This window comes from Oceanobacter sp. 4_MG-2023, from assembly GCF_030689165.1.
Classification (GTDB): Bacteria; Pseudomonadota; Gammaproteobacteria; order Pseudomonadales; family Oceanobacteraceae; genus Oceanobacter.
Genome location: NZ_JAUYVV010000003.1, coordinates 106101 through 129368, shown reverse-complemented (window position 1 = coordinate 129368; position 23268 = coordinate 106101). Strand labels below are relative to the sequence as shown.

Below are 23268 nucleotides of genomic sequence, written 5' to 3'. Positions count from 1 at the left end.
GGCTACACGGAGTCCCCATGGTCAGTGGCAGATGGAGTGGCAATGTCTTTGCGTAACAAGGCCATATAAAAGCCGTCGGTACTGTCGGCCGCAGGGAACAGCTGACGCCCGGCATTACAGGCGCTTCCCCACGGCTTGTCCAGTGACAAAAGCGTGACGTCAGAGTGACCAGCGGCAGTGGTGCGCTGGACAAAGGTTTCGATTTGCTGGCTGTTTTCCTGCGGCAATACCGAGCAGGTGGCATACAACAAGCGGCCACCGGGCTTGAGCATCGCCCAGCAGGCATCCAGCAAGAGAGCCTGAATTTCGGCCAACCGGGCGATATCTTCACGCCGCCGCAACAGCTTGATATCCGGGTGACGGCGGATAACGCCGGTGGCAGAGCAGGGAGCATCGAGCAAAATGGCATCAAACAACTGGCCATCCCACCATTGATCGGTCTCGGCAACATCAGCGCTGTGCAGCGTGGCTGACAGCTGCAGGCGGGCGAGGTTTTCTTCTACCCGGGCCATTCGGCCGGGTTCGAGGTCGACCGCCGTCAGATCGATATCGGCCAGCTCCAGCAAATGACAGCTTTTGCCACCGGGAGCGGCGCACGCATCAAGAATCCGTTCCCCTGCCCGGGGCGCGAGCAAGTCAGCGGTCAGCTGAGCGGCTTCATCCTGGACACTGACGGCACCTTCCATAAACCCGGGCAGCGTGGTGACATCGCAGCGCTCACTGAGGTAAATACCCTGGGGCGCAAACGGCGCCGGACAGGCTTCGATTCCGACTGCTTGCAGCTGCTGTAAATACGCATCACGCTCACCCTGACGGCGATTGACCCGCAAGCACAACGGCGGCAGCTGATTATTGTTGTGCAGTATATCGGGCCATTGCTCCGGCCAGGCTTTGGTCAGCATCTTGACCAGCCATTTGGGGTGGCTGGTGGCGGTGACCGGGTTGTCCGCCAGTTGGGCCGCCAGAGCGGTTTGCTCGCGCTGATAACGGCGCAAGCAGGCATTGATTACCCCTCGGGCCTGACCATGGCCCAGCTCATCGCAGGCCTCTACCGTCGCGTGTACGGCGGCATGGGCGGCCTTGTGCTGGATTTCGAGCTGGTAGAGACCCACAATCAGCAAACAGTGCAGCACTTCCTGCTCGTCGTTAAACGCATTGCTGAGCAAGATCTTGGCAATGGCATTGAGGCGGAAATAATAACGACAACTGCCCAGCAGCAAGTCGCGCAGGAACCCCCGGTCGACGTCTTCCACCTGGCCCTCCAGCGCCGGCATCAGCGTATTCAGTGACTGGCCGCCCTCGACCAGATACAAACCAATGGCGGCGAGGGCGCGCGGGTCATGGGTGGATGTCGACAATAGCGGATGTGTTCGGCTCAAAGGGAGGATGCCAGTACGTAGTGGGGTTGAAACAGATGTGGTTGACCATTGATCAGATCGGCCACGTTCATGGGTTTTTTACCGGCCAGCTGCACCCGAGTCAGGCGTAACAGGCCGCTGCCGCAGGCGATATCCAGCCCCTGGCTGCCGACGGCAACAATTGTTCCCGGTGTCAGGCTCTCCTGTATGGCACTCGATGCGGCACTCGGTGCGGCACTATCGGATGTCTCCAGTGCCTCTGCCGCCAGTACCCGGACACGATCCTGGTTTAACAGGGTGTAGGCCATCGGAAAGGGATTAAAGGCCCGTATGCGTAACGCCAGCTCAGTGGCAGGCTGCTGCCAGTCGATCAGGGCTTCTTGCTTGGTCAGCTTGTGGGCGTAGTTGGCCAGGGCATCGTCTTGCGCTTCAGGCGTCAGCGTACCGGCTTCCACCTGTTGCAGAGTGGCGAGCAAGGCCGGTGGCCCGAGTTCGGCCAGTCGATCGTGCAGGCTGCCACCGGTGTCATCGGGCAGAATAGCGGTGCTGACGATATTGAGCATGGCGCCGGTATCCAGACCGACGTCCATCTGCATGATGGTAATACCGGTGAGCGTGTCGCCCGCTTCAATACAACGCTGGATCGGTGCCGCGCCGCGCCAGCGAGGCAACAGCGAGGCATGCACATTGAGGCAACCGTAACGGGGAGTGTTCAGCACGACCTCTGGCAGAATCAGGCCATAGGCGACCACAACCATCAGATCGGCATTCAGGCTGGCGAGTTGCTCGACGCTGTCTGGCGTCTTGAAATTCAGCGGCTGGAATACCGGTATCTCGTGTTGCAGCGCCAACTGCTTGACCGGGCTGGGTTGCGGTTTTTTACCCCGTCCCGCTGGCCGGTCCGGTTGGCTATAAACCCCGACGATATCGTGTTCGCTTGCGAGCAACCCCTGCAAGTGGCTGGCGGCAAAGTCTGGTGTACCGGCAAAAACAATACGCAGGGCCATCAGCGTTTCCCCTGACGGGCTTCCGCCTTGTGTTTTTTCTCCAGCTTGTCCTTGATCCGATTACGCTTCAGCAAGGAAAGGTAATCGACCATCAGCTTGCCTTCGAGGTGATCGACTTCATGCTGGATGCAAACCGCCAACAGGCCGGTGCATTCCAGTTCGAACGGCTGGCCGTCCTTGTCGAGGGCTTTCACCAGACAGTGCTCGATGCGGGTCACGTCTTCATAAAAGCCGGGCACCGACAAACAGCCTTCCTGCATGGTTTCCAGCTCACCTTCGAGGACCTGGATCTCAGGATTGATAAACACCAGCGGTTCGGTCTTGTCTTCGCTCACATCAATCGTAATGATGCGTTCATGGACGTTGACCTGTGTCGCCGCCAGACCAATACCCGGGGCGTCATACATGGTGTCAAACATATCGTTGAGGATCGTGCGGATACGATCGTCAACCTGTGTGACCGGCGCGGCAACAGTGCGCAAACGCGGGTCGGGATACTCAAGTATTTCCAGAATGGCCATAGATCAACTGTGCTTATAGAACTTGGGGGTAGTGGCTTGTTAAACTTGCCCGGCTTGCAATTGCCGAGCGCGGGCTGGTGTTAACCTGTCCAGCTTAGCCTGCCACCACCCCGGTGAATACGATTAACGTTAGTATCGGAATGATAAAGGGAATAGAGGATGAGCAAAACCATCAAGCGCCTGCTGTTTGCCGCGCTGATTTGTATAACCGCGAATGTCTCGGCGTTGCAGTTGTTACCAGACGCCCCTCGTGAGTACGTGGTTGTTAAGGGCGATACCCTGTGGGATATCTCTGCCCGCTATACCAATGACCCTTGGATGTGGCCGGAAATCTGGTACCAGAATTCGCAAATCAGCAATCCACACCTGATTTTTCCTGGCGATGTGATTGGCCTGATGACAATCAACGGCGAAACCCGAGTGGGCATTGTCAGTCGTGGTGATGCCAGCCGCACCGTCAAACTCAGCCCGGGAACGGTTAAATTGCAGCCAACGGCGCGGATCGAATCAATTGAGTCGGCGATTCCGGCGATTCCGGTTGGTGCCATCCGGGGTTTCCTGCGTGAACACCGGGTAGTCGACGGTGATACACTGACCAATGCACCACGCATTCTGTCAGGGGTGGATGACCACCTGCTGATGGGAGCCGGCAGCCGGGTGTATGCCCGCGGTGATTTCAAACTCCACAGCGCCGATGCCTTTGGCATCTTCCGTCAGGGTCAGTTGTATACCGACCCGGAAACCGAAGAGATTCTGGGTCTGGAAGCGATTGATATCGGCCTTGCCCGCGTCATTGCCCGTAATGGCGAGATTGGCACAGTAGAACTGGATCGTACCAACCAGCAAGTCGCTGTAGGTGACGTCTTGTTGCCCACCGAAGACCGCGAACTGATCACCCAGTATTTCCCCAAAAGCCCTAACGGCAAGGTCGCTGGTCAGATCCTGGCGGTTTCGGACGGCGTTTCCCAGGTCGGACAGTATGATGTTGTGGTCTTGAACCGGGGCGAACGGGATTACCTGGAACCCGGCGATGTGCTGATATTGAAAAAAGCCGGTGCGGTGGTGTTTGACCGGGCTGCCGACGAAAAAGTCGTGCTGCCAGAAGAGCGCGCAGGCAGCATGATGGTCTTCCGTACCTTCGAAAAACTGTCCTATGCCTTGATCATGCGGGCAACACGGCCATTAAAAGTTGGCGATAAATTCACCAGCCCTGAATAACAGCGCTGCAGGCCAGACCGTCAGACAGGCGTGTTAACGAACAGAAAACAGTAGGAGCCATGCTCATGGATGAGCGGTTAGCAGCCTGGTGGCGTCTGCGCCAGGTACGTGGGGTGGGCGTTACCACTCTCTATCAACTGCGCGAACAGCTGGGCAGCCTCGATGCGCTGCTTGCCTGCACCTCTGATGAGTTGTTGGCACTGGGGCTGCAACCGGCCGCGGTACAGCAATATCAGCAACAACCCCTCACCGATGTATTTTATGCCTTACTGGATTGGCAAGCAGAGCCGGGCCAGGGCGTACTGACCTGTGACGATTCCCGCTACCCAACAGCCCTGGCAAGCCTCAGTGATGCCCCATTGTGGCTTTACTGGCGCGGTAATCCGGCGCTGCTGCAACAACCGCTGGTGGCCATGGTCGGCAGTCGTAATCCCACCCCTTATGCCCGTGACTGGGCCAGACAGTGTGCTGCTGACCTGGCCCGGGCCGGTGTGTGCGTCGTGAGTGGTATGGCACTGGGCATTGACGCGGCGGCGCATCAGGGGGCGCTGGATAGTGGAGGCAGCACGGTAGCGGTGCTGGGTTGTGGTGCCGATGTGGTTTATCCCAAACGTCATCGGCAACTGTACAACCGAATACGCCAGCAAGGCCTGGTCTTGTCGGAACTGCCAGCAGGTACCCAGCCCCAGGCATCCTTCTTTCCTGGCCGTAATCGGATCGTGAGTGGCTTGTGTCAGGCGGTTGTCGTGGTTGAAGCCGCGATCAAAAGCGGTTCGCTGATTACCGCCCGGCTGGCGGCCCAGCAAGGGCGGGAAGTCATGGCCTTGCCCGGTGCAGTCACCAACCCACTGGCCGCCGGTTGTCATCAGCTGATTCGTGATGGCGCACTGCTGGTGCGGGATGCCGAAGACATTCTGCAAGAGCTGGCGTTATTTGACCTGACGGCACCGCCAGCCCCGGTATCTGCATCGTCAACAGCCACAGCGACTCCGACCACAGCCAGCCCGGCGGCCCCCGCATTGGTAACGGAACTGGATTTTGCCTCGACCACCAGCCTTGATGTACTGGCCATTCGTACTGGCGAATCGGTCTCCTCGTTGATGGCGAATCTGCTGGAGCTGGAACTCGAAGGCTGGCTGGTACAGGAGCCGGGCGGCTATCGGCGTTTGCGCTGAGGGCTGGCCTGATTGGAGTCTAAGATACAGAGGGTTACCAAGGATTAATATGAAGAGGTCACATCACGAAATACTAAAGCATATATTTGATAATGATGATGTAGGGATAAAAGAGCTATCCTCAATAATGGTTCGAAAACACAATGATCATCGTGATTTTTATGCATTAGCTGCCTTGATCGATGCTGGTTACATCGGTTTTACAGGTCCGATTTTTAACAAAGAAGATGGAGCTCTGGATACTTATCAGCAGGTAAGATTGTTCCAGGCTTACTCCCAAGGTGACGAAAATCAAACCTATGAAGAAATAATGATTTTAGGTGAAAATGAAGATTCTTATTTATACGTGGCGGCGAAAGCTATTGAGTACTTTCATACAAGAGATGAATTAAGGAAGGGGTGGATTTTGACGGCAGTTTTGGCTTTTATATCTGCGGTTATTTCTGGGGTAATTATTAGTCGATTAACGGTTACAGCTATAGAAGTTATAGCGAAATAAACATAACAAATTTACCACTGTGCGGCAAATTTCCTGCAGCTAAAGGCAGTTACACTGCTTAATCACCCTCTTGAAAAATACGGCAATGCCGTATAGTGTGGTGCTATGATATTTATCGAAACCAGTGTTTTCACGAAACTTCTCTCAGATTACCTTTCAGATGAAGATTATCGTGCATTGCAGACTTACCTCATACAAAAGCCCGATGTTGGTGATATCGTCAAGGGTTCCGGTGGTGTTAGGAAGGTTCGCTGGGCTTCCGCTGGAAAGGGAAAAAGCGGTGGTGTTAGAGTTATCTACTATTGGAAGAGGCCTGATCATGAGATTTGGATGCTTACGATTTATAGTAAATCGGAGCGACCTACGATTCCTGGTCATGTTTTGAAACAAATTGCAGAGGCAATAGATCATGAGTAAGCGAGATATTGGTGCTGAGATTCTGGGTGGCATTAGAGAAATTCAGCAGTACAAGAAAGGTACGCTTCAATTAAAAACCACAGAGCTTTCGGAGCCTTCGCCACCGCAAGTGATCCGCTCAAAGCTCAAAATGTCTCAATCAGCATTTGCGGGGTTGCTGGGCGTTAGCATGCGTACGCTCCAAGATTGGGAACAGGGCCGCCGCGAACCGCAAGGCCCGGCTGTGGCCCTGCTACGTATTGCAGAACAACACCCGGAAGTCTTTACTCAGCTGGACTAAACGTGTAACGAGCGTAGGCTGTCGGATAAATTTTCCGCTGCGTTCCAAATTTACCGCAGAGCACGGCGTTAGTTTGCCGACTGGATATAGTCAGTCGATGGGGAATTGTTGCTTCTGATGTAGAACTCGCATTACGCGAATTGTTGAGCCTTCACCTCGTAGGAAACGATCATTGAAATGTCGGGGGTAATGAGCCGCCGTCCAGTGCGGTGTTGACAAATTTGAAAAGGACTCGTCATTTCGCTGCATTCGTCGCCTTGCCCTGAACAACGGCAATACTCGCGCAGAGCCGTGCAGGATTAAATATATGTCCCCCACACCGACGAAAGCGCAAGGATACCCAACAGCCAAACAATCTGCTCTCAATCAGCCAGCCAGCACGTTGCGCTGGCGGATGCTTGTCGAGCTTCCGGTGATGGGGTAGGGTTCGGCCAATTATCTTGCAGGAAAGCACCTTGTCTTTTTACCTTAATGCCTGGCATTTGCAGCAGGCGTGCCGTGCCGTGAACAGCGGTGGCGTGATTGCCTATCCGACCGAAGCCGTCTGGGGGCTGGGTTGTCACCCGGCGGATGAACGTGCGATCGAGCGGATTCTGGCGTTAAAACAGCGGCCGTGGCAAAAAGGTCTGGTGGTGGTGGCTGCCTCGTTATCACAGCTGGATGACTGGCTCTTGCCGTTGAGCAGCAGTGATGAAGCTCAGGTGCGTGCCAGCTGGCCAGGGCCGGTGTCCTGGGTGTTGCCTTGCAGGGATGACGTCAGTCCGTTGTTACGGGGCGAACATGCATCGCTGGCGGTACGTATTGCCGATCATCCACTGGTGTCGGCCTTGTGCCAACAGGTCGGGCCACTGGTCTCGACCTCTGCCAATCCGGCCGGAGCCGAGCCTGCCCGCACGGCGCTGAAGGTGCGGCAGTATTTTGCCGACGATCTGGATTATTTACTGCCTGGTGTACTGGGCGGCCGTCGTCAACCTTCCGAAATTCGAACTCTGGACGGCACGCGCTTGCGCTGATGCACGTCGACCCTCAGGAGCCTCTTTTAATGACCGATCACAGCCACTGCGACGTCGACGCAGTCAAAGCTTTTTTACTCGATTTACAGGATCGTATCTGCGCTGCACTGGAGCAGCAGGATGGCCAGGCCCGCTTCAGTGAAGACACCTGGGAGCGGGACGAAGCCGAGGGCAGCTTGCAGTTGCTTGGTGGTGGCCGTACCCGCGTGATTGCCAATGGGGCGGTGATTGAAAAAGGTGGGGTGAATTTCTCCCATGTGCGTGGGCAAACCTTGCCCGCATCGGCGACGGCCAACCGGCCGGAGTTGGCTGGACGCAGTTTTCAGGCATTGGGCGTCTCGCTGGTGATACACCCGGAAAACCCCTATGTGCCGACATCACACGCCAATGTACGGCTGTTTGTGGCCGAAAAACCCGGCGAAGCGCCGGTGTGGTGGTTTGGTGGTGGTCTGGATCTGACGCCGTTTTATCCAGACGAAGAGGATGTGGTGCACTGGCACCAGACCGCCAAGGACGCCTGTGCCCCCTTTGGTGATGAAGTCTTCCCGAGATACAAACAGTGGTGTGACGAGTACTTTTTCCTCAAGCACCGCAACGAAACCCGAGGCGTTGGCGGCCTGTTTTTTGATGACCTCAACGAATGGGATGGCGAGCGTAATTTCGACAAAAGCTTTGCCTTTATGCAAGCGGTGGGTAATGCCTATATTGATGCCTATGTCCCGATTGTGGCGCGTCGCAAAGACCAGCCCTGGGGTGAGCGTGAGCGCAAGTTCCAGTGTTATCGCCGTGGCCGCTATGTCGAGTTTAATCTGGTGTTTGATCGTGGAACGATTTTTGGTTTGCAAACCGGTGGCCGTACCGAATCCATCCTGATGTCCTTGCCGCCGGTGGTGCACTGGGATTACGACTGGCAGCCAGAACCGGGATCGGCCGAAGCACGTTTATACACCGACTTTTTGCCTCATAAAGACTGGGTCTGAGCACCGGGTTGGCACACCATCGTCAGGATACGCAGGAGTTTCTGTATGACCGATCGTTACGCCGTTGTGGGCAATCCCATTGGGCACAGCAAGTCACCGCTGATACACACCGAGTTTGCGGCGCAAACCGGCGAAGACATTCTCTACACCGCGCTGTTATTCCCGCGCGATGGTTTTGAGCGCGACGCCCGGCTGTTTTTTGAACATGGTGGCGGTTGTGGCATGAATATCACCGTACCGTTCAAGGAAGAGGCCTATCAGCTCGCCGATGCCTATACCGACCGGGCCCGGCGAGCCGGTGCCGTCAACACCCTGAAAAAACAGCCGGATGGCTCGTTGCTGGGAGATAACACCGACGGTGCCGGACTGGTGCTGGATCTGAAACGACACCAGGTGCCATTGGCCGGGCAACGTATCTTGCTGTTGGGAGCCGGTGGTGCCGTTAAAGGTGTGCTGCAGCCCCTGCTGGAAGAACACCCGGCAGAGCTGGTGATCGCCAACCGCACGGTGAGCAAGGCGGAGCAACTGGCGGCAGATTTCAGTGATCTGGGCAACATCTGCGCCAGCGGTTTTGCTGGGTTGAGTGGGCCATTTGATCTGATTATCAACGGCACCTCTGCCAGCCTGGGAGGCGACTTGCCACCGCTGGCCGATGAGCTGGTGGCACATCACACCATCACCTACGACATGATGTACGGAGATCAGGCCACGGTATTCAACGCCTGGGCCGGTGCCCTCGGGGCAGCACAGACGATCGACGGTTTGGGGATGCTGGTCGGGCAGGCCGCAGAAGCGTTTTACGTCTGGCGTGGCAAGCGCCCGGATGTGGCTCCGGTGTTGTCGATGTTGCGGAACGACCGCCGTCGCTAGCGGCATGGTTCGTTCTTTAGCGTGGATTCTGCTACTCAAGAGAGTACTGGCATAGCTGGTACACAGACATAAAAAAACCGGCTATTCAGCCGGTTTTTATCGAGCGTGGTGCGACTTACTTGAATTCGTACACGGTAGTAGTACCGGACACTTCGTTACCCACAATAACCAGGGCGTTACCGCTTGGGCTGTTGTCGGCAGAGACAAAGGCCAGACCTTCTGGAGCCAGATCGCCAGCTGCGCCAGCGGCCAGGTTGCCATCGTCGATTTCGTCGATATCAACAGAGAAGTCACGGTTCAGTTCGTAGGTTACAAACTGTGGTGCGAACGGGTTGCTGACGTTAAACACCATGATGCCACCCTGACGTTCGAGACCAATAAACGCATAGGTTTCGCCGTTCACTTCACCCAGAGTCAGACCTTCTGGCTCTGGCCCTTTGTTGTCGGAACGGTTGTCGATCTTGTTGTTGTCGTTGGAGGCGTTGAAGTAATAAGGCGTGGTATCGGCAACGGTTTGCTCGAACTGATCGCCAGAATCAAACACCAGGTCGCCTTCTGCATTCCAGATAGAGAACGAGCGCGCGCCGTAGACGTAAATTTCATCGATATCGCCGTCGTTGTCGGTATCGCCATCAACGCCGGATACGGTCAGGCCACCCAGGCCAGCGTCGCCGTCTTGCAGTACGGCAATCTGGTCGGAAGTGAAGGCTGTGGTATCCAGGTCCAGGTCTTCCAGATCGGATTCTTCAGAGAAGCCATCGTAGTCCCGAGCATCACCTTCGTTGGCGGTAACGATATAGGTGTTGCCGTTAAACGAGTAAGAAGCGATGGAGTCTGGCATGTACATGCCAAGCAGTGGTTGCTGTTCGATATTGGCAACCTCGTCTTCCTTGTTGGCATCCAGGCCGTTGCCTTGAACACTGTGGTCCTTGAAGCCCAGCGCTACTACGTCTGTTACCGTAGCGGTGGCGATGTCGACGATTGCCATGGCGTTGTTTTCTTGCAGCGATACAAAGGCCGTGCTGTTGTCGGCAGACACTGCAATATATTCTGGCTCCAGATCCTGGGCGACGGTGGCACCAGGGCCAAAGATACGGACGTCGTCATCAATCGGGGTGGCGCCATCAGTATTGAACGCAGAGAAGCCCGCGGTGTTGGCGGTTGTGGCTGGGACGCCATCGGTGATGCTGATGATCGATACCGAACCTTCTGGATCGACGGTGTAGTCGTCGTTTGGCTCGCCTTCGTTGGCGACCAGTACAGCGCTACCGTCGTGAGTGAAGGTGATCATATCTGGCAGGGCACCGACTTCCACGGAGGAGATAAATGCCAGGGTATCGCTGTTGTAGAAGTAAGCGCGGCCGTTGTCCTGTTTGGTATCTGCTTCGACGGCGAGGGCCAGAATGCCATTGCTGACCGCGACGCTGTTGGCGCCACCGACTTCGAAGTCGGCTACACCGGCGTCTTCGGCAGAAATAGTGCCCAGCAGCGTTGGGGCGGATGGATCATTCAGGTCGAGCACGTCAACCGCGGCATTCCCTGAGTTGATCACAAACAGTTTGTTGGTGGTGCTGTCGAAGGCAACGATTTCAGCACCGCCATCGTCATAAATACCCGACTCATAACGGCCGACCTGAACCAGCTGACCACTGAAGCCATCAACACCATCGGTACCGTCAACACCATCGGTGCCGTCAACGCCATCGGTGCCATCGGTGCCATCAACACCATCGGTGCCGTCAACGCCATCGGTGCCGTCAACGCCATTGGTGCCGTCAACGCCATCGGTGCCGTCAACGCCATTAGTACCGTCAACACCATTGGTGCCGTCATCGCCATCAGAGCCACACGCAGCCAGCAGTGATGCCATTGCTACAGCCAGTGCCGTCTTCTTCATCATCTCAAGAGTCATTGCGATATCCTTTGTAAGCCAATGTTTTTTAAGGTCATATATGGTGCGTTAGCGTATGACTGTTTAATGACAGTGCTTTGACTCGGGTATGACAGTTGGATGACACTCAAATGGCAGAATGCTGACGCCATAAAAAGTTTCAGAGAGGCTAGGGAGCGGGTGTTGGAGCGGGTGTTACTGATCCATTAAAGAATCAATACAAGCGAGAAGTGGATCATAACCGGGCAAGAAAACGGTAGCCGGTGTGGTGCGGCCAACAGCGGAACAACCGCCAGAGCTGGCGGCTGTTCAAGACCTGCAATCGCTGGGAATCAGCTTTCAAATTCACCGTTATGGTAGATTTCCTGCACATCTTCCAGATCGTTCATCAGATTGGCAAAACGCTCAAAGTGCTCGACATCGTCGGCGGCAATCGGGTGCGGCATCTGCGGCAGATAGGTGATTTCTTCCATTTCGAAATCAATATCCGGGCGCCAGCTGGTCAGAGCGGTTTTGGTTTTGAAAAACTCGGTAGGTGGCACCAGCACCGTTACCATGCCGTCTTCGCAGTCGATATCCGAGACATCGATATCCGCTTCCATCAGCATCTCCAGTGCGTCATCTTCGCTGTCATCGGCAAATACAAACATGGCGCGATGATCGAACATGTGTGAGACCGAGCCCTGGCTGCCCAGTTTGGCCTTGCATTTGGAGAATACACCGCGGATTTCACCGAAAGTACGGTTGGGGTTATCGGTCAGGGCGCTGATCAACACCATGGCCCCACCCGGAGCAATGCCTTCGTACAACGCGGGTTGGAAATCTTCGCCCGTGCCACCGTTGGCTTTGTCGATGGCTTTCTCGATCACGTGGGTCGGTACCTGGTCTTTCTTGGCCCGATCGATCAGGGAACGCAACGACAGGTTTGCCGATGGGTCGGTACCGCCCGCCTTGGCGGCTACATAAATTTCACGGCCATACTTGGAGTAGACCTTGGTTTTTGCCGCGGCCGTTTTGGCCATGGATTCTTTCCGGTTTTGATACGCTCTGCCCATGGGAATCAGTCTTTTCTTGGGTGAATAAGTCAAAAAACGCCCGAATTGTACCCATTGCAGCGGAAGCTGTCTTGTCGATCCGGCCGCAGGCCATGGATTTCCACCGCAAAGCCGACGTCTGTCAGTCGTTGCTGAATCATTCTGAGCGCCAGAAAACAGCCTTCTGACCGCTGATTAAATCCGCGGCTGGCCACATTGCCGCTCAGTGACTGGGCTTGCCGGCCAGATAACGTTCACGGAACAGGTTGAAATATACCGCCAGACGAGCGCTGGCAACCGGTGCCTGCAACTGCTGCAGGATCTCGATCGTCACCTCAGCAGTACCCAATTGATAATCGTGCGCCGCTTCCCGTAACTGATAGTTGCCCGGAGCCTGTGGCTGAATACCCAACACCGGTAGATTAGCCAGACCGGGGCTACGGAACATCTTGCGCGCTTCGCGCCAGCTGCCATCCAGCAATACCAGCAGCGGTTTGCGCCGGGACTCCGCGGCCTGTGTACGGTATTGCTGCAACGCCGCGGGAGTATCGAGGCGACGGTGACTGTCGGCGTACTGGAACGGAAACACCAGTACAGGGGCATAAGCCGGATTGGTCAGCAACGCCAGCAGGGCCGGATCCGGCTCGGTGCGATTCCACAGAAAAGCGTGATTATCGCTTAATACATCCGCCACCAGACGGCCGCTGTTACTGGGTTTGTAGACCTCACCCTTATAAAAAATCAGACAAACGGCCGCTTCATCCGACGGCGCTGGCCGTTCTGAACACAAACACAAGGGCACCGACAGCAAACAATGCGGACAACGAACCATCCGCCCGCCACGGGCAATAAATGCCCGCCGGGACTGCGCCAACTCGCGCTGACGCAGACGAGTAACCGCATTTTCGAGCACAGGAGGAACATCAGACATGATCAGTACACGGGGAGAAAAGGGAGCGCATAGTGAGGCAAAGTGACCGCAGCGGCAAATTGTGGTTGCCTTATCGGGTAGAAGCGGGCCAGACCGTCGTCAGAAAACCGGGGCCGAACAACGGTTAAACAGCGGCGTTGGGTGGTTGAACAACGATACCGGGCGATAGGGGATAGGCGATAGATTCGGAGTATGAACCGGTATTGAACAGGCATGGCGCGGTAAAACAATAGCCCCGAGAGACAGAATAACGACAAAAACCACCACTACTCCTGATTTTATGACCAAACCAGGACACTCCAGCAAATACCTGCACCCAAATGGATGACAGCCAAGTACACTCCACCCTGGTACATCCACACCAGATTCAGGCATATCGCAGCAAACCAGCGGAGATCAGCATGCGCACCATCACCACCCAGGAATTTTTTGAAGAATATCGCCCCATACGTAACCCCCATAACGAACAGGCCGGACTGGATGGCTGCCTGATGGGACGTAGCGGACTGGAGTACGCCCGAGTGCTCGAAATCATGCAAGAGTCCCCCGAAAACGTTTGGACCTATGCCGATAGCGGCAGTGAAACACCGGTATTAAGCAGCGGCTTTACCTCCCTTAAAAGCCTGGGCTACGTGATTACCCGCGAGCCAGCGGACGTCTTTATCGAGGTTGTAGGGTAGCGAGGCTGGAATGAATGAGACCAGGCTACTCACCGGATAATGTCGTCTAAAAAGAAATAACGATATTATGTAAATAACCAGTTATTAATTGGCATCAGGTATGCTCGTTGACGGACAATCAGCTGTTAACCAATATGCAATCTGGTCAGTCAGTGCTTCTACAGGCAAGCGCTGTTTGCCTTTGATTGCACACTCCCAGATTACCAGAGTGCGCCAACCCAGATCGTGCAGTAATTTGATATTACGCTGGTCTCTGGAGTAATTGCCTTCCAGCTTCTTGCGCCAGAAGTCTGGCCTGGATGATGGCCACTTGAACAGGTGACATTCATGTCTATGCCAGAAACACCCATTGATCAAGATTACCGCCCGGTATTTAGGGAAAACCAGGTCGGGTTTTCCTGGTAAGCGGCTGCTGTGCAAGCGGTAGCGAAAACCTCGTGCAAACAAGCTCTTACGGATCAGTACTTCCGGTTTTGTGTTCTTTCCCCGGATTGCCGACATCATGCGGGACCGAATACTTTTATCAACGATGTCAGTCATCTGGAAGGCTCCCCTGGAATTAGGATGATTTGACCAGTATTCTGGCGAACTCACACGGAAGATTTGCCCTTATTTATGACATCCCGTATCAATATTATCGATTTGTTCGCAGGCCCTGGTGGTCTTGGTGAAGGTTTCAGTGCATTTGTCAAGAATTCGTCTGATGGGAGTGGAGCATCACCATTCAAAATCCGAATGTCTGTTGAAAAAGAGCCCAGTGCCCACCAGACACTTACCTTGAGAGCATTTTATCGAATACTCAAGGAGCGCAATGATACTTCTGCATATTTTGAATATACGCAGGGGATTCTTGAAAAAAAGGAGATGATTAACAGATTTCCTGATGAGTGGGAGGAAGCTTGCAGGGAAACCCTTGATAGGCCTACTGCTCTAGGGGAAGATAATGAAACAATTCACCATAGACTCAATGAGCTAAAGGAACAGTATTCTGGTGAGTCCTGGATCGTTATTGGAGGGCCTCCATGTCAAGCCTATTCCTTAGTCGGGAGAGCGCGAAACAAGGGGATTAAAGGTTATGAAGCAGAGACAGACCTTCGTCATTTTCTGTATCAGGAATATCTGAAAGTATTGTCCATTATTCAGCCTGATGTCTTTGTTATGGAGAATGTAAAAGGAATATTGTCATCACAAGTTGATGGTGAGCGCATATTTCCCACGATCAGGAGAGATTTGAGCAATCCATCTATAGCTTGTGGTGATTTTTCTGGAGGGAATGAATACAATATCTATTCATTTGTAAAGGCGCCAGATGATGAAGAGCAAAAATATAAAGATGACCATGATTATATTATTCGCGCAGAAAAATATGGAATTCCCCAGGCTCGACATCGTGTGATTTTGCTAGGTGTGGCAAAAAAAATAAAACGAGAGCCAGAATATCTTCAAAAACAGAAAATGATACCTATAGAACATGTACTGCATGGACTTCCTGTTCTTCGTAGCAAACTTTCTAAAAAGAAAGACTCCCCTGAAGCTTGGAAGGAAGTACTTCAAGAACAAATTTCTTCGATGAGTAATGAATTGAAGGAGATGAATCATACTGTTTTATTGAAGAAATTGATAGATACCAAAAAACTCCTTAAGTATGATTCACCTGCGCTATCCCGTATATATCCAGAAGAACGTTTTTCAAATTGTTTACCTGTTAATTTGCGTAATTGGTATAGTATAAATTGCCCGGAATATGTATTGAATCATGCAGCACGAAGTCATATGGAAAGTGACTTGGGTCGATATATATTCAGCGCTTGTTGGGCCTTGATATATGGTGATTATGATAAACCATTTCCAAAGTCAGAAGATTATCCTGAAGTTCTTGCTCCCAATCATGCAAATTGGAACACGGGAAAGTTTGCAGACCGGTTTCGTGTTCAGCGTTATGGTAGACCTGCAACAACAGTAACTAGCCATATTTCAAAAGATGGACATTACTTTATTCATCCAGATGCAAGGCAATGCCGAAGTCTTACTGTACGGGAAGCCGCTCGGATACAAACATTTCCTGATAACTATTTTTTTGAAGGAAATAGGACTCAGCAATACGTACAGGTCGGTAATGCTGTACCACCATACCTGGCGGTACAGCTGGCAGAGGTGGTGTTCAAGTTGTTTAAGGTTTGATACATCCTTCTTCTTTGGCTTTGGCAAGCAATGTCAGTAGTATGATACATTGCTTTTCTGAGGGTATTTTAAACGGAATTTTCTCAGCCAAGCGAAGGATTTCAGCTTCTTTAGGGGTAAGAAGTCCCCGATTATTCAGCTCTGTGTGAATTTTATGCCACTGCGTCGGAGAAATTGAGATTGCTTCCTTTTGGGCTTTAATGCCATCATCAATTTTTTGTATTATTTTTGCCACTCCCTGAGATTCTTTTTCATCGGTATCGGATATTAATGTTCCAAAGAAATCATCTGGTAACGATGCGGAAATAATATCAGTTTGATCCTTTATCTTGTTCCAACATGAATCTTTTTTGCACCATTCAGTAACATTGGATATTCCTTGTGGTGGATGGCTTATAATCTCAGATATTTTCTTAGCAGTAATAGAGATGGCTTTTTCAAGAACAGGATCTATTTTTTGACTTTTCCATATTTTCAGAGAATCGATAGACTGCTTGTTGTTCTTGGCTATTTCTCCAATGGTTGCGAGAGTATATGCGACAATATTGGCTCTATAACCACCATTGTACCAGGCCTGAGATGAAATTATTTTTTCTGTAGCTCGAAATATTATGCCACGTGCTATAGCTCTTTTGAAATAAAATTCATTGAAAATACTTTGATCTTTACTCCAGCTTTTACCAATTCTAGTAGCATATTGAGAGAAGTTTTTCTGTGCTCCAAGATTGACCCATTTGGGGTGTTCATCCCATACATTTTCAAATTTGGCGAGATCAGTTTTTGTGAACATTTGTGTTTTTGGGTTTTCAGTCTTGAATTTATTTTTTTGTGCAGGTGTAAGTATGGATTGCGCGTCTGCATATTGTCCACGTACTCGTTCATAGAACCAATGTGTTTCAATTTGCGCACCTTGTTGTGCAGGGGCCCAAAGACGCCGGGAAAGTTCTTCCATTTTAATATGAAATGGATGGTTAGAAAAAAAATCTGCAGCATTAACCTTGTTTTGTGTATTGGCATATTCAGAAATTTTAGGAACAACAGATTCACTGATATCATTGTCGTCAATTACGGATAGTTTCATTTGTACGAATATTTTTGAAAGATCTGCATTGTCTCGTTTTTTTGTATGGAATAATGAAGCGGTTGTTTGCCCACCATTTACTATTTGTAAGTCAATGATTCTGGTTATTTGAAGTCCTTTTTCATTTTCTTTTACACCAACACCTCTGGCTGTGGCCGTAATGCCATTGTTATAAGCAAAAAACATTCCCGGTTCGGTCAATATGGTTGATCTCATACCTTTGTTGACGTTACCCCGTGCTTGTAAGAAAGTACGGACATTTTGTTCCAGAAGTTGTGCTCCGTATTTCCCATATAATGAAGCGATAATTTCTGCTGGCATAACAATAAGAAAGGACTTGTAAGAGTCTTCGCCAAGGTGAGCAGGAAGACAGTATATACCATTGCCAAACATTTCTTCAAAATTCAGATCCAAGGGTTCTTTTTTATTTCGAGAATTTCGTTGCCTATAAAGTCGTGAAATATCCCAAATATTAAAGGATGTTGGTATTCCTAATATTTCATCGTCTGGAATTTCCTTGATTCGGATACTGATAGCTCTTTCTGAGAAAATAACCAGATTTAGTTTCTGAATATGTTTGAAGCGATCAGTTATCTGTCTGGCAAGTCCATATTCTGGTGAAGTTACTTCAAGATAAGATGCCAGATCTTTAGTGATACATGCATTAAAAAAATTGATAACACGTTTGAAAATTGTAGAAATTTCAGTTCTGTTAATAGATTCCAACTCGACCCTTGAGTCAAAATCTGCAATGAAAAGACTGAGAACACCTTCATCATTGAACCAGTAGCCATCTATACGCATTCCCCTCTGAGCACGGTAATGACATAATTCAAACCCTTCGGTAAATCCTGTTTCCAGCAGCTCATCAGCTATTGTTTCCATGAACGATGATAGTTCAAAGCTGCCATTAACGAGAGCACTGCTCATTAGCTCTTGGCGAAACGAATGAAAGAATTCTTCAATACTGTCTTTCATCAATATTCCTACTCCTTGAAAACATGTGCTCTATCACACTCGAATGAGGTAATGGATTCCAAATTTATATCGTATTTTACATTTGTCAATCCAGAAGAAATCTCTGATCGTATTATTCTGGGGAAATCATGATTTATTTTATAGGTTCGGCATTCATTAACCAAAAAACAAGGCTTGTCATAAATTGCTATTGGGGTGTAACCATAAAGAGATAATTTTTCATTAAAATTATCAATGTCATCGGGGTCGTTTAATGTGCAATAAACTGACTCAATAATATTATTTAATGATTGAGCATTCTTTGACTCAGATAGGCTACTCAACCGATAAATCCGCAGAAAAAGATTGTCATTGAGTGATTCAAGCTGATCCTCCGATGATATATTTACTGAATTTCTTTCTATGCCAGAGATAGCTTTGATTTCAACAGAAGTATTTCCATATATAAAATCCTGATGGGACATCTCCGGCCCTAACCAAGATTGTAGCGCATAATCTTTTGATTTGTCTTGTTCTAATAGCTCCAGAAGAAATGTAATCTCTGCGAAAAGACCAAGGACTTGTCTCGGAGACATGTGATGGTTGCGTCCAGCCAAAAAAACCTTCCAGCGGCGAAGGTGTGCAAAGGTGATCGCTAGTGAACTGACAGAGTCTGAAGCTTTCTCGAGTGCGATGGCTAATGTTTGACAAAGGCTTTCAAAAATATCTCTATCGGTTTGTTTTTCTAAAGTCAATATCAGTCGTTGTTTTGGACTGTGAATTGATTCGCCACGAAGATCTATACTAACCCCTTTTACCGGTATCAGGCCCAATCGATACTGAGGGATTAAGTTACCTGTAAGCTCTATAATAAACAGGCAGTTTCCATTGGTATCTCTCCCCCAAAAGCAAGGGACAGCTGTTTGGTGAGTCAGCCTTCTTGTATGTAAGTCTTGGTGTGGGACAGAAATTTCATCCCATGGAGAATCATGCATCATAATCTTCTTCATCATCTGGATTGTCGGGAGTACCTTCTGCCTGTTGTTTTAGCCAAACCTGATTCACAACAACATTTATAGTTTGGAGCCAATTACCACTTGGAAAACTAACTCCAAATGCCGCAATCGGACCTTGTATTATATCGCTTTTGGGAGACAAGCTATGAAGCATAAGAAGTGGTTTTTTTCTGACTGCTCGATAATGTACATCAGATACATTAGCTGTAATTTTATCATTTTTAGCTAGGGAGTATGCTTCTGAAATTTGCTCATCAGAAAGCCCTAGCTGCTCATCTCCTCGTGATGCAACCCGACTTTTATTTAATTGCCAATAATTATTACCTAGCCTGCCTTCATCAACGGCACGCTCCTGATTTTTGAGTGTGAATGGACGTTCACCACCAGATCCATTGGGAGGTGATATGAGTAAAACATCGGCAACAGGTTGTATATCGATTAGCTCCTCCAAATAATTGATAATATTCATCTTGTCTTTATCAAAAAGATAATGACATTCAAACTTAGTAAGAAAATCTACAATAATATCAATTGAAACGTCTCTGAATATATAGCCTTTTTTGGTTGGTTCGGCAATTTTTCCATTAAATCCATTTTCCCAGTATTCTGAAATAAGATTTATATTGTGACTATTTACATCTGTATTGGTAGAAACAATATGGCTTTCCTGGAGCTTTCCACTGAAACTCAGCTGGAAAGATTCTTGTTGGGCTGAGCGCATTTTATTGGCTGCCGTTATAAGCAATCGTTCCGGGTGAGATCGTACGTACAGGCCAAATTGTTTAGGAGTCAGGCCATCTCTCCTCATTTTTTTAACTTGTTGTACAAGTTCTTCTGATGCCTCTGCAATGTGGGAGTACCAATCTATTGAATCATTGGATAGATATATGCGGCACAAATCTTCAAAGCCAGGTCTGTAGCCAAACCATCTTCCCATTTGCATCAGAGTGTCGTACATCTTTGTATTTCTATACATATAGCTGACAGTCAATCCTTCTATTGTCAATCCACGAGACAGACTCAGTCCACCAATAGCAATTGCCGTCAGACCAATATCTTCTTTTTCATACTTTTTGTAGTCAAGGACTTCATCACTTTTGCTATTAATGACATAAAGATGGAGATTATCAAAAACACCAAAGAGTGCACTCTTTACATCTAGCCATGAATATCCATAATTTGAATATTCATTATCAAAAGCCAAGCGCAGCTCTTGCATATACTTGTTTTTAGATGAAATTTCTTCAGGCATTGCATAATTAGCCCTGACTGCAGCACGGACTTGCTTTTCTCTCAGGCTTAAAAAACTACGAACAGCTTGTTGTATGGGGACAAAACGGGATACATTGATCATCATTGAGCAATGCTTTCTTTTCTGGCCTCTAAGATTACGAATAGCACGAGCAATTATAAATATATTAAAAGCTGTGTAGAGACTGGTTGGTAATTCTATTATAGTGTCATCACGTTTATGTGATTGAGGAAGTAACTCTTCACAGTCATCGATCGATCGAATAACTTTTTTACTATTCGCTTCATCGATGAAAACCTTTTCAGCACCAAAATAACTTGTAGGTGCATCAAGGCAATGAATGAAATCTTTTGGGAATAATTCTTCTAGAGCTTCTTTGTCATAAGAATCGGGATCAATGAAAATGTTAGCAAAGGGTGTTGCGGTGTAACCCACATAACAGGACTTGTCGAATAACCCAAGGATTTTACGAATCATTGAATTTGTTTTAGTTGGATTTATTTCTTCTTTGTTGGTATTGATTGATGCATTGTCTGCCTCGTCATCAATTAATAACATTGGAACATCGGAAATTCGGCCATTTTTTTTGGCATTAAGCGTTTTTAGCCATTTGTGTAAAGCGGACAAGGTTGAAACATTTTTTTTTATAACCAGAATGATAGGTTTGCTGAAATCGTTTATTTGCCAGCCACTTTTCTCTGCAGTATTTTTATTGAAATCTTCGTTTATATTTGTCAGTGTAGCGGGGTGAGGATATTTGTCAGAAATAATATTCCCGACTCCAATACTGCAACGATTCTCGGGGTCACTTGATCTACCAATAAAAGCTTCATCAATTCTCTGCTGGGTCTGTTTTCTGAGATTGTTATGAATACCAGCAATAACAATAATGAACTTATAACCAGAGTCAGATGCTCTGGCGATCAAACCAGTATAATTGGCTGTTTTACCGGATTGTACATGCCCTATAACAAGGCCTCTACGGTTCCAGCGTGCTTCATCACTGAGGGGGTCTTGAAGATGGCCGAGAATACGCATAGTGACATCGCTGAGGGATTGCACCAGTTCGGGTCCCCAGCCTTGCTCTTTTAAAAAACGTTCATAAGCATCAGTATAAACCCCATTAACTCCATTACGTTTAACCCAATCAGGGTCATGGTTGGCATCTTCGTCAACCAGAGAAACTCCAACTCCCATACGTGTGACTAGAGCTATCAATACATCTGTTACAACAGTGTCCAGTTCATTAGTGTATCCGAACATTAAAGAAATTTGCTTTGCTATTTCTTCAACCTCCTCATGAGTTGGCACTTCCTTGTTAGCTTCACCAGATAATAAAGTAATAAGAGCACTGGTGAGCTTTTGTTTTTCTCCATTGATTTTATTCTTCATGAGAATTCCTCCTTGATATGTTTTTCTATTTCATCAAAGTTATCTTCAAAAATTTTAATTGAACGTAAAATATTTAAGAAATCATCAGTATTGCCAAGGCTTTCACCATATATTGCCTGCCATAAATTCAATATTTTATCTTTTGTTTCTCTATCTGTTATTGATGATTTTTTGATATCGTGAGGATTGGTTGAGTAATCGGAATATATCATTTCTATTGGGAGAGAGGCAGATATTGAATCCAAGAGTATATGTAGGATATTTATTTCCTTGGAAGCAAGTTTTTTTTCCAAAGCGGCTATCAATGGGTGCTGTTCATTCAGAGAGAAGTGAATGCCATTGTGGTCGGCGTAGCGCTCCCATAGAGGAACACGACTTTCCTGGAATAGCCTTTCTCCACGGCCGCGATGAACCTGTACGCTCCTACATGTTATTCGGTCGATAATTTGGCGTAGTCGTTCACGTACAACTTGTGGAGGACGGGCTCTGGATTTTTTAATGTCAATTGTCCACGCTTCGTCCAAACTGTTGGGAAAGTCGATTTGTACTCTGGCAAGCTTGGTTGCTTCTCCTTTGGGCACCATTCGGAACCAGTCTCCCCAAGCCATCAATCGCCCGTTTCTGTACACATAGGCACCTTGGTTTGATATGAAGTCACTACGGCTTTGGTAATAGTCATATTCTGAAGTAGACAAGCGACTGTGATGTGGAAGGATGTATGGCTGAAACCGAACTTCTGTTTCATTGATACGGATTATTTCTTCAGGCAATACTTGGGTGGCCGGGTTTTTTCTACAAAATGGATCGAATGGAGTTACAGGATGGCCATTGATTGTTATGGATAGTTGTTTATAACCTTTGACTTCACCAGCAAGAAAGCGGTGAAAAACCAATGCAAGGTGTCGATGTACAACTTCAAGTTTTTCATTGACGATAGCATCCCGCTGATCTTCTTCTTCACTTTCCAGCAGGCGATCCAGGTTTGTCCAAATAACAGCTGTTCCATGTTCATTTAGTTTCTGGATGAAAGGCAATGCATCAATGTCAGCATCATCCAGAATCGTCAGATTCCAGTCGTCATCGGCATTAATCTGGTCCAGATTCCATTCTGCACCGCTGGTTACTCCATCTTTTCTGCTTACTACTGTTAGAGAGCGGCATTGTGAGAATGAAGAAGTTTTTAGCCCGAGGCCAAATCGTCCAAGATCATGTTGAGAACGGTTCTGTTGTGGGCTGATTGTGCCATGGCGCATGGCATTTATTAACTCTGTTTCACTCATCCCATGACCGTTATCGTGGATAACGAGAGCAGGTATTTCAGAAGATTGATCGCAAATTATATCAACAGTGCTGGTGTTTGCACTGATACTGTTATCAATTAAATCTGCGATTGCAGCTTCCAGTGAATAACCCAGGTCTCTCATTGAAGCAGACAGACAAGCGGCACTTGGAGGCAAGTGAAAAAGCCTTCCCATAGCTATTCCTCCGTTGTAATCAGAATCCAATTGACATTGA

Annotated in this window: 21 protein-coding genes; 10 read left to right on the top strand and 11 right to left on the bottom strand. The window is 49.1% G+C overall.

The window, feature by feature from the left end; all coding sequences use genetic code 11:
- Positions 1 to 2: 2 nt before the first annotated feature.
- The 3 genes from rsmB to def are packed head-to-tail and all read right to left on the bottom strand — an operon-like array spanning position 3 to position 2886.
- Positions 3 to 1379, bottom strand: coding sequence for a 16S rRNA (cytosine(967)-C(5))-methyltransferase RsmB (gene rsmB / locus Q8W24_RS03730; RefSeq protein ID WP_305474458.1), 1377 nt, complete (start codon positions 1377 to 1379; stop codon positions 3 to 5).
- Positions 1376 to 2365 (bottom strand): methionyl-tRNA formyltransferase, encoded by a 990-nt coding sequence (gene fmt, locus Q8W24_RS03725; RefSeq protein ID WP_305474457.1) that lies wholly within the window; start codon positions 2363 to 2365, stop codon positions 1376 to 1378. The genes rsmB and fmt overlap by 4 nt, the downstream gene beginning before the upstream one ends.
- Positions 2365 to 2886, bottom strand: coding sequence for a peptide deformylase (def, locus tag Q8W24_RS03720; protein ID WP_303431259.1), 522 nt, complete (start codon positions 2884 to 2886; stop codon positions 2365 to 2367). Before def ends, fmt begins: the two co-directional genes overlap by 1 nt.
- 159 nt (positions 2887 to 3045) lie before the next feature.
- On the opposite strand from def, the gene Q8W24_RS03715 reads away from it, so the two are divergent.
- From Q8W24_RS03715 to aroE, 8 genes are all read left to right on the top strand, one after another.
- Positions 3046 to 4104 carry a LysM peptidoglycan-binding domain-containing protein gene (locus Q8W24_RS03715; protein WP_303431260.1) on the top strand — a complete coding sequence of 353 codons (1059 nt, stop codon included), beginning with the start codon at positions 3046 to 3048 and terminating at the stop codon, positions 4102 to 4104.
- A gap of 65 nt (positions 4105 to 4169) precedes the next feature.
- Positions 4170 to 5279 carry a DNA-processing protein DprA gene (dprA, locus tag Q8W24_RS03710; RefSeq protein ID WP_305474455.1) on the top strand — a complete coding sequence of 370 codons (1110 nt, stop codon included), beginning with the start codon at positions 4170 to 4172 and terminating at the stop codon, positions 5277 to 5279.
- A 49-nt stretch (positions 5280 to 5328) separates the two neighbouring features.
- Positions 5329 to 5778, top strand: a complete 450-nt coding sequence (locus Q8W24_RS03705; RefSeq protein ID WP_305474454.1) for a hypothetical protein — start codon at positions 5329 to 5331, stop codon at positions 5776 to 5778.
- Between the two features lie 105 nt (positions 5779 to 5883).
- Complete coding sequence (locus Q8W24_RS03700; RefSeq protein ID WP_305474453.1) at positions 5884 to 6195, top strand: transcriptional regulator; 312 nt, start codon at positions 5884 to 5886, stop codon at positions 6193 to 6195.
- Positions 6188 to 6475 (top strand): DNA-binding transcriptional regulator, encoded by a 288-nt coding sequence (locus Q8W24_RS03695; protein ID WP_305474451.1) that lies wholly within the window; start codon positions 6188 to 6190, stop codon positions 6473 to 6475. The genes Q8W24_RS03700 and Q8W24_RS03695 overlap by 8 nt, the downstream gene beginning before the upstream one ends.
- 455 nt (positions 6476 to 6930) lie before the next feature.
- Positions 6931 to 7488 (top strand): L-threonylcarbamoyladenylate synthase, encoded by a 558-nt coding sequence (locus tag Q8W24_RS03690; RefSeq protein ID WP_303431267.1) that lies wholly within the window; start codon positions 6931 to 6933, stop codon positions 7486 to 7488.
- Between the two features lie 29 nt (positions 7489 to 7517).
- Positions 7518 to 8468 (top strand): oxygen-dependent coproporphyrinogen oxidase, encoded by a 951-nt coding sequence (gene hemF, locus Q8W24_RS03685; protein WP_305474450.1) that lies wholly within the window; start codon positions 7518 to 7520, stop codon positions 8466 to 8468.
- A gap of 45 nt (positions 8469 to 8513) precedes the next feature.
- Complete coding sequence (gene aroE, locus Q8W24_RS03680) at positions 8514 to 9338, top strand: shikimate dehydrogenase (RefSeq protein ID WP_305451442.1); 825 nt, start codon at positions 8514 to 8516, stop codon at positions 9336 to 9338.
- 115 nt (positions 9339 to 9453) lie between these two features.
- Here the strand turns inward: aroE and Q8W24_RS03675 are convergent, their stop codons facing one another.
- From Q8W24_RS03675 to Q8W24_RS03665, 3 genes are all read right to left on the bottom strand, one after another.
- Entirely contained in the window at positions 9454 to 11250 is a 1797-nt protein-coding gene (locus tag Q8W24_RS03675; protein ID WP_305474448.1) for a choice-of-anchor I family protein, read from the bottom strand.
- Between the two features lie 311 nt (positions 11251 to 11561).
- On the bottom strand, positions 11562 to 12284 hold the full coding sequence (locus Q8W24_RS03670) for a YebC/PmpR family DNA-binding transcriptional regulator (protein WP_303431273.1): 723 nt from the start codon (positions 12282 to 12284) through the stop codon (positions 11562 to 11564).
- Positions 12285 to 12486: 202 nt separating this feature from the next.
- Entirely contained in the window at positions 12487 to 13194 is a 708-nt protein-coding gene (locus Q8W24_RS03665; RefSeq protein WP_305474446.1) for a tRNA-uridine aminocarboxypropyltransferase, read from the bottom strand.
- Positions 13195 to 13595: 401 nt separating this feature from the next.
- Here Q8W24_RS03665 and Q8W24_RS03660 point away from each other — a divergent pair, with 401 nt between their 5' ends.
- Positions 13596 to 13874 (top strand): hypothetical protein, encoded by a 279-nt coding sequence (locus Q8W24_RS03660; RefSeq protein WP_303431276.1) that lies wholly within the window; start codon positions 13596 to 13598, stop codon positions 13872 to 13874.
- 84 nt (positions 13875 to 13958) lie between these two features.
- Here the strand turns inward: Q8W24_RS03660 and Q8W24_RS03655 are convergent, their stop codons facing one another.
- The gene (locus Q8W24_RS03655) at positions 13959 to 14414 is read right to left on the bottom strand and encodes a very short patch repair endonuclease (RefSeq protein WP_305474444.1); all 456 of its coding nucleotides are present in this window, start codon (positions 14412 to 14414) and stop codon (positions 13959 to 13961) included.
- A 75-nt stretch (positions 14415 to 14489) separates the two neighbouring features.
- Here Q8W24_RS03655 and Q8W24_RS03650 point away from each other — a divergent pair, with 75 nt between their 5' ends.
- The gene (locus tag Q8W24_RS03650) at positions 14490 to 16055 is read left to right on the top strand and encodes a DNA cytosine methyltransferase (RefSeq protein WP_305474442.1); all 1566 of its coding nucleotides are present in this window, start codon (positions 14490 to 14492) and stop codon (positions 16053 to 16055) included.
- Here Q8W24_RS03650 and Q8W24_RS03645 read toward each other — a convergent pair.
- Genes Q8W24_RS03645 through Q8W24_RS03630 form a run of 4 tightly spaced genes read right to left on the bottom strand, consistent with a single transcriptional unit; the run spans position 16045 to position 23228 of the window.
- On the bottom strand, positions 16045 to 18114 hold the full coding sequence (locus Q8W24_RS03645; protein ID WP_305474441.1) for an AIPR family protein: 2070 nt from the start codon (positions 18112 to 18114) through the stop codon (positions 16045 to 16047). The two genes, Q8W24_RS03650 and Q8W24_RS03645, sit on opposite strands and share 11 nt — an antisense overlap.
- An 8-nt stretch (positions 18115 to 18122) precedes the next feature.
- Entirely contained in the window at positions 18123 to 19106 is a 984-nt protein-coding gene (locus Q8W24_RS03640; protein WP_305474439.1) for a PD-(D/E)XK motif protein, read from the bottom strand.
- Positions 19081 to 21753, bottom strand: coding sequence for a Z1 domain-containing protein (locus Q8W24_RS03635; RefSeq protein WP_305474437.1), 2673 nt, complete (start codon positions 21751 to 21753; stop codon positions 19081 to 19083). The genes Q8W24_RS03640 and Q8W24_RS03635 overlap by 26 nt, the downstream gene beginning before the upstream one ends.
- Positions 21750 to 23228, bottom strand: coding sequence for an ATP-binding protein (locus Q8W24_RS03630; protein ID WP_305474435.1), 1479 nt, complete (start codon positions 23226 to 23228; stop codon positions 21750 to 21752). The genes Q8W24_RS03635 and Q8W24_RS03630 overlap by 4 nt, the downstream gene beginning before the upstream one ends.
- Positions 23229 to 23268: the final 40 nt, after the last annotated feature.

What these genes read in the sequence shown, in the direction of transcription:
- Q8W24_RS03640 (WP_305474439.1), bottom strand. Translation starts at nt 19,106, where the DNA reads ATGATGAAGAAGATTATGATGCATGATTCTCCATGGGATGAAATTTCT.
- Q8W24_RS03645 (WP_305474441.1), bottom strand. Translation starts at nt 18,114, where the DNA reads ATGAAAGACAGTATTGAAGAATTCTTTCATTCGTTTCGCCAAGAGCTA.
- fmt (WP_305474457.1), bottom strand. Translation starts at nt 2,365, where the DNA reads ATGGCCCTGCGTATTGTTTTTGCCGGTACACCAGACTTTGCCGCCAGC.
- Q8W24_RS03635 (WP_305474437.1), bottom strand. Translation starts at nt 21,753, where the DNA reads ATGAAGAATAAAATCAATGGAGAAAAACAAAAGCTCACCAGTGCTCTT.
- Q8W24_RS03660 (WP_303431276.1), top strand. Translation starts at nt 13,596, where the DNA reads ATGCGCACCATCACCACCCAGGAATTTTTTGAAGAATATCGCCCCATA.
- Q8W24_RS03715 (WP_303431260.1), top strand. Translation starts at nt 3,046, where the DNA reads ATGAGCAAAACCATCAAGCGCCTGCTGTTTGCCGCGCTGATTTGTATA.
- Q8W24_RS03705 (WP_305474454.1), top strand. Translation starts at nt 5,329, where the DNA reads ATGAAGAGGTCACATCACGAAATACTAAAGCATATATTTGATAATGAT.
- aroE (WP_305451442.1), top strand. Translation starts at nt 8,514, where the DNA reads ATGACCGATCGTTACGCCGTTGTGGGCAATCCCATTGGGCACAGCAAG.
- Q8W24_RS03630 (WP_305474435.1), bottom strand. Translation starts at nt 23,228, where the DNA reads ATGGGAAGGCTTTTTCACTTGCCTCCAAGTGCCGCTTGTCTGTCTGCT.
- Q8W24_RS03695 (WP_305474451.1), top strand. Translation starts at nt 6,188, where the DNA reads ATGAGTAAGCGAGATATTGGTGCTGAGATTCTGGGTGGCATTAGAGAA.
- dprA (WP_305474455.1), top strand. Translation starts at nt 4,170, where the DNA reads ATGGATGAGCGGTTAGCAGCCTGGTGGCGTCTGCGCCAGGTACGTGGG.
- hemF (WP_305474450.1), top strand. Translation starts at nt 7,518, where the DNA reads ATGACCGATCACAGCCACTGCGACGTCGACGCAGTCAAAGCTTTTTTA.
- Q8W24_RS03655 (WP_305474444.1), bottom strand. Translation starts at nt 14,414, where the DNA reads ATGACTGACATCGTTGATAAAAGTATTCGGTCCCGCATGATGTCGGCA.
- Q8W24_RS03670 (WP_303431273.1), bottom strand. Translation starts at nt 12,284, where the DNA reads ATGGGCAGAGCGTATCAAAACCGGAAAGAATCCATGGCCAAAACGGCC.
- def (WP_303431259.1), bottom strand. Translation starts at nt 2,886, where the DNA reads ATGGCCATTCTGGAAATACTTGAGTATCCCGACCCGCGTTTGCGCACT.
- Q8W24_RS03650 (WP_305474442.1), top strand. Translation starts at nt 14,490, where the DNA reads ATGACATCCCGTATCAATATTATCGATTTGTTCGCAGGCCCTGGTGGT.
- Q8W24_RS03700 (WP_305474453.1), top strand. Translation starts at nt 5,884, where the DNA reads ATGATATTTATCGAAACCAGTGTTTTCACGAAACTTCTCTCAGATTAC.
- Q8W24_RS03675 (WP_305474448.1), bottom strand. Translation starts at nt 11,250, where the DNA reads ATGACTCTTGAGATGATGAAGAAGACGGCACTGGCTGTAGCAATGGCA.
- Q8W24_RS03665 (WP_305474446.1), bottom strand. Translation starts at nt 13,194, where the DNA reads ATGTCTGATGTTCCTCCTGTGCTCGAAAATGCGGTTACTCGTCTGCGT.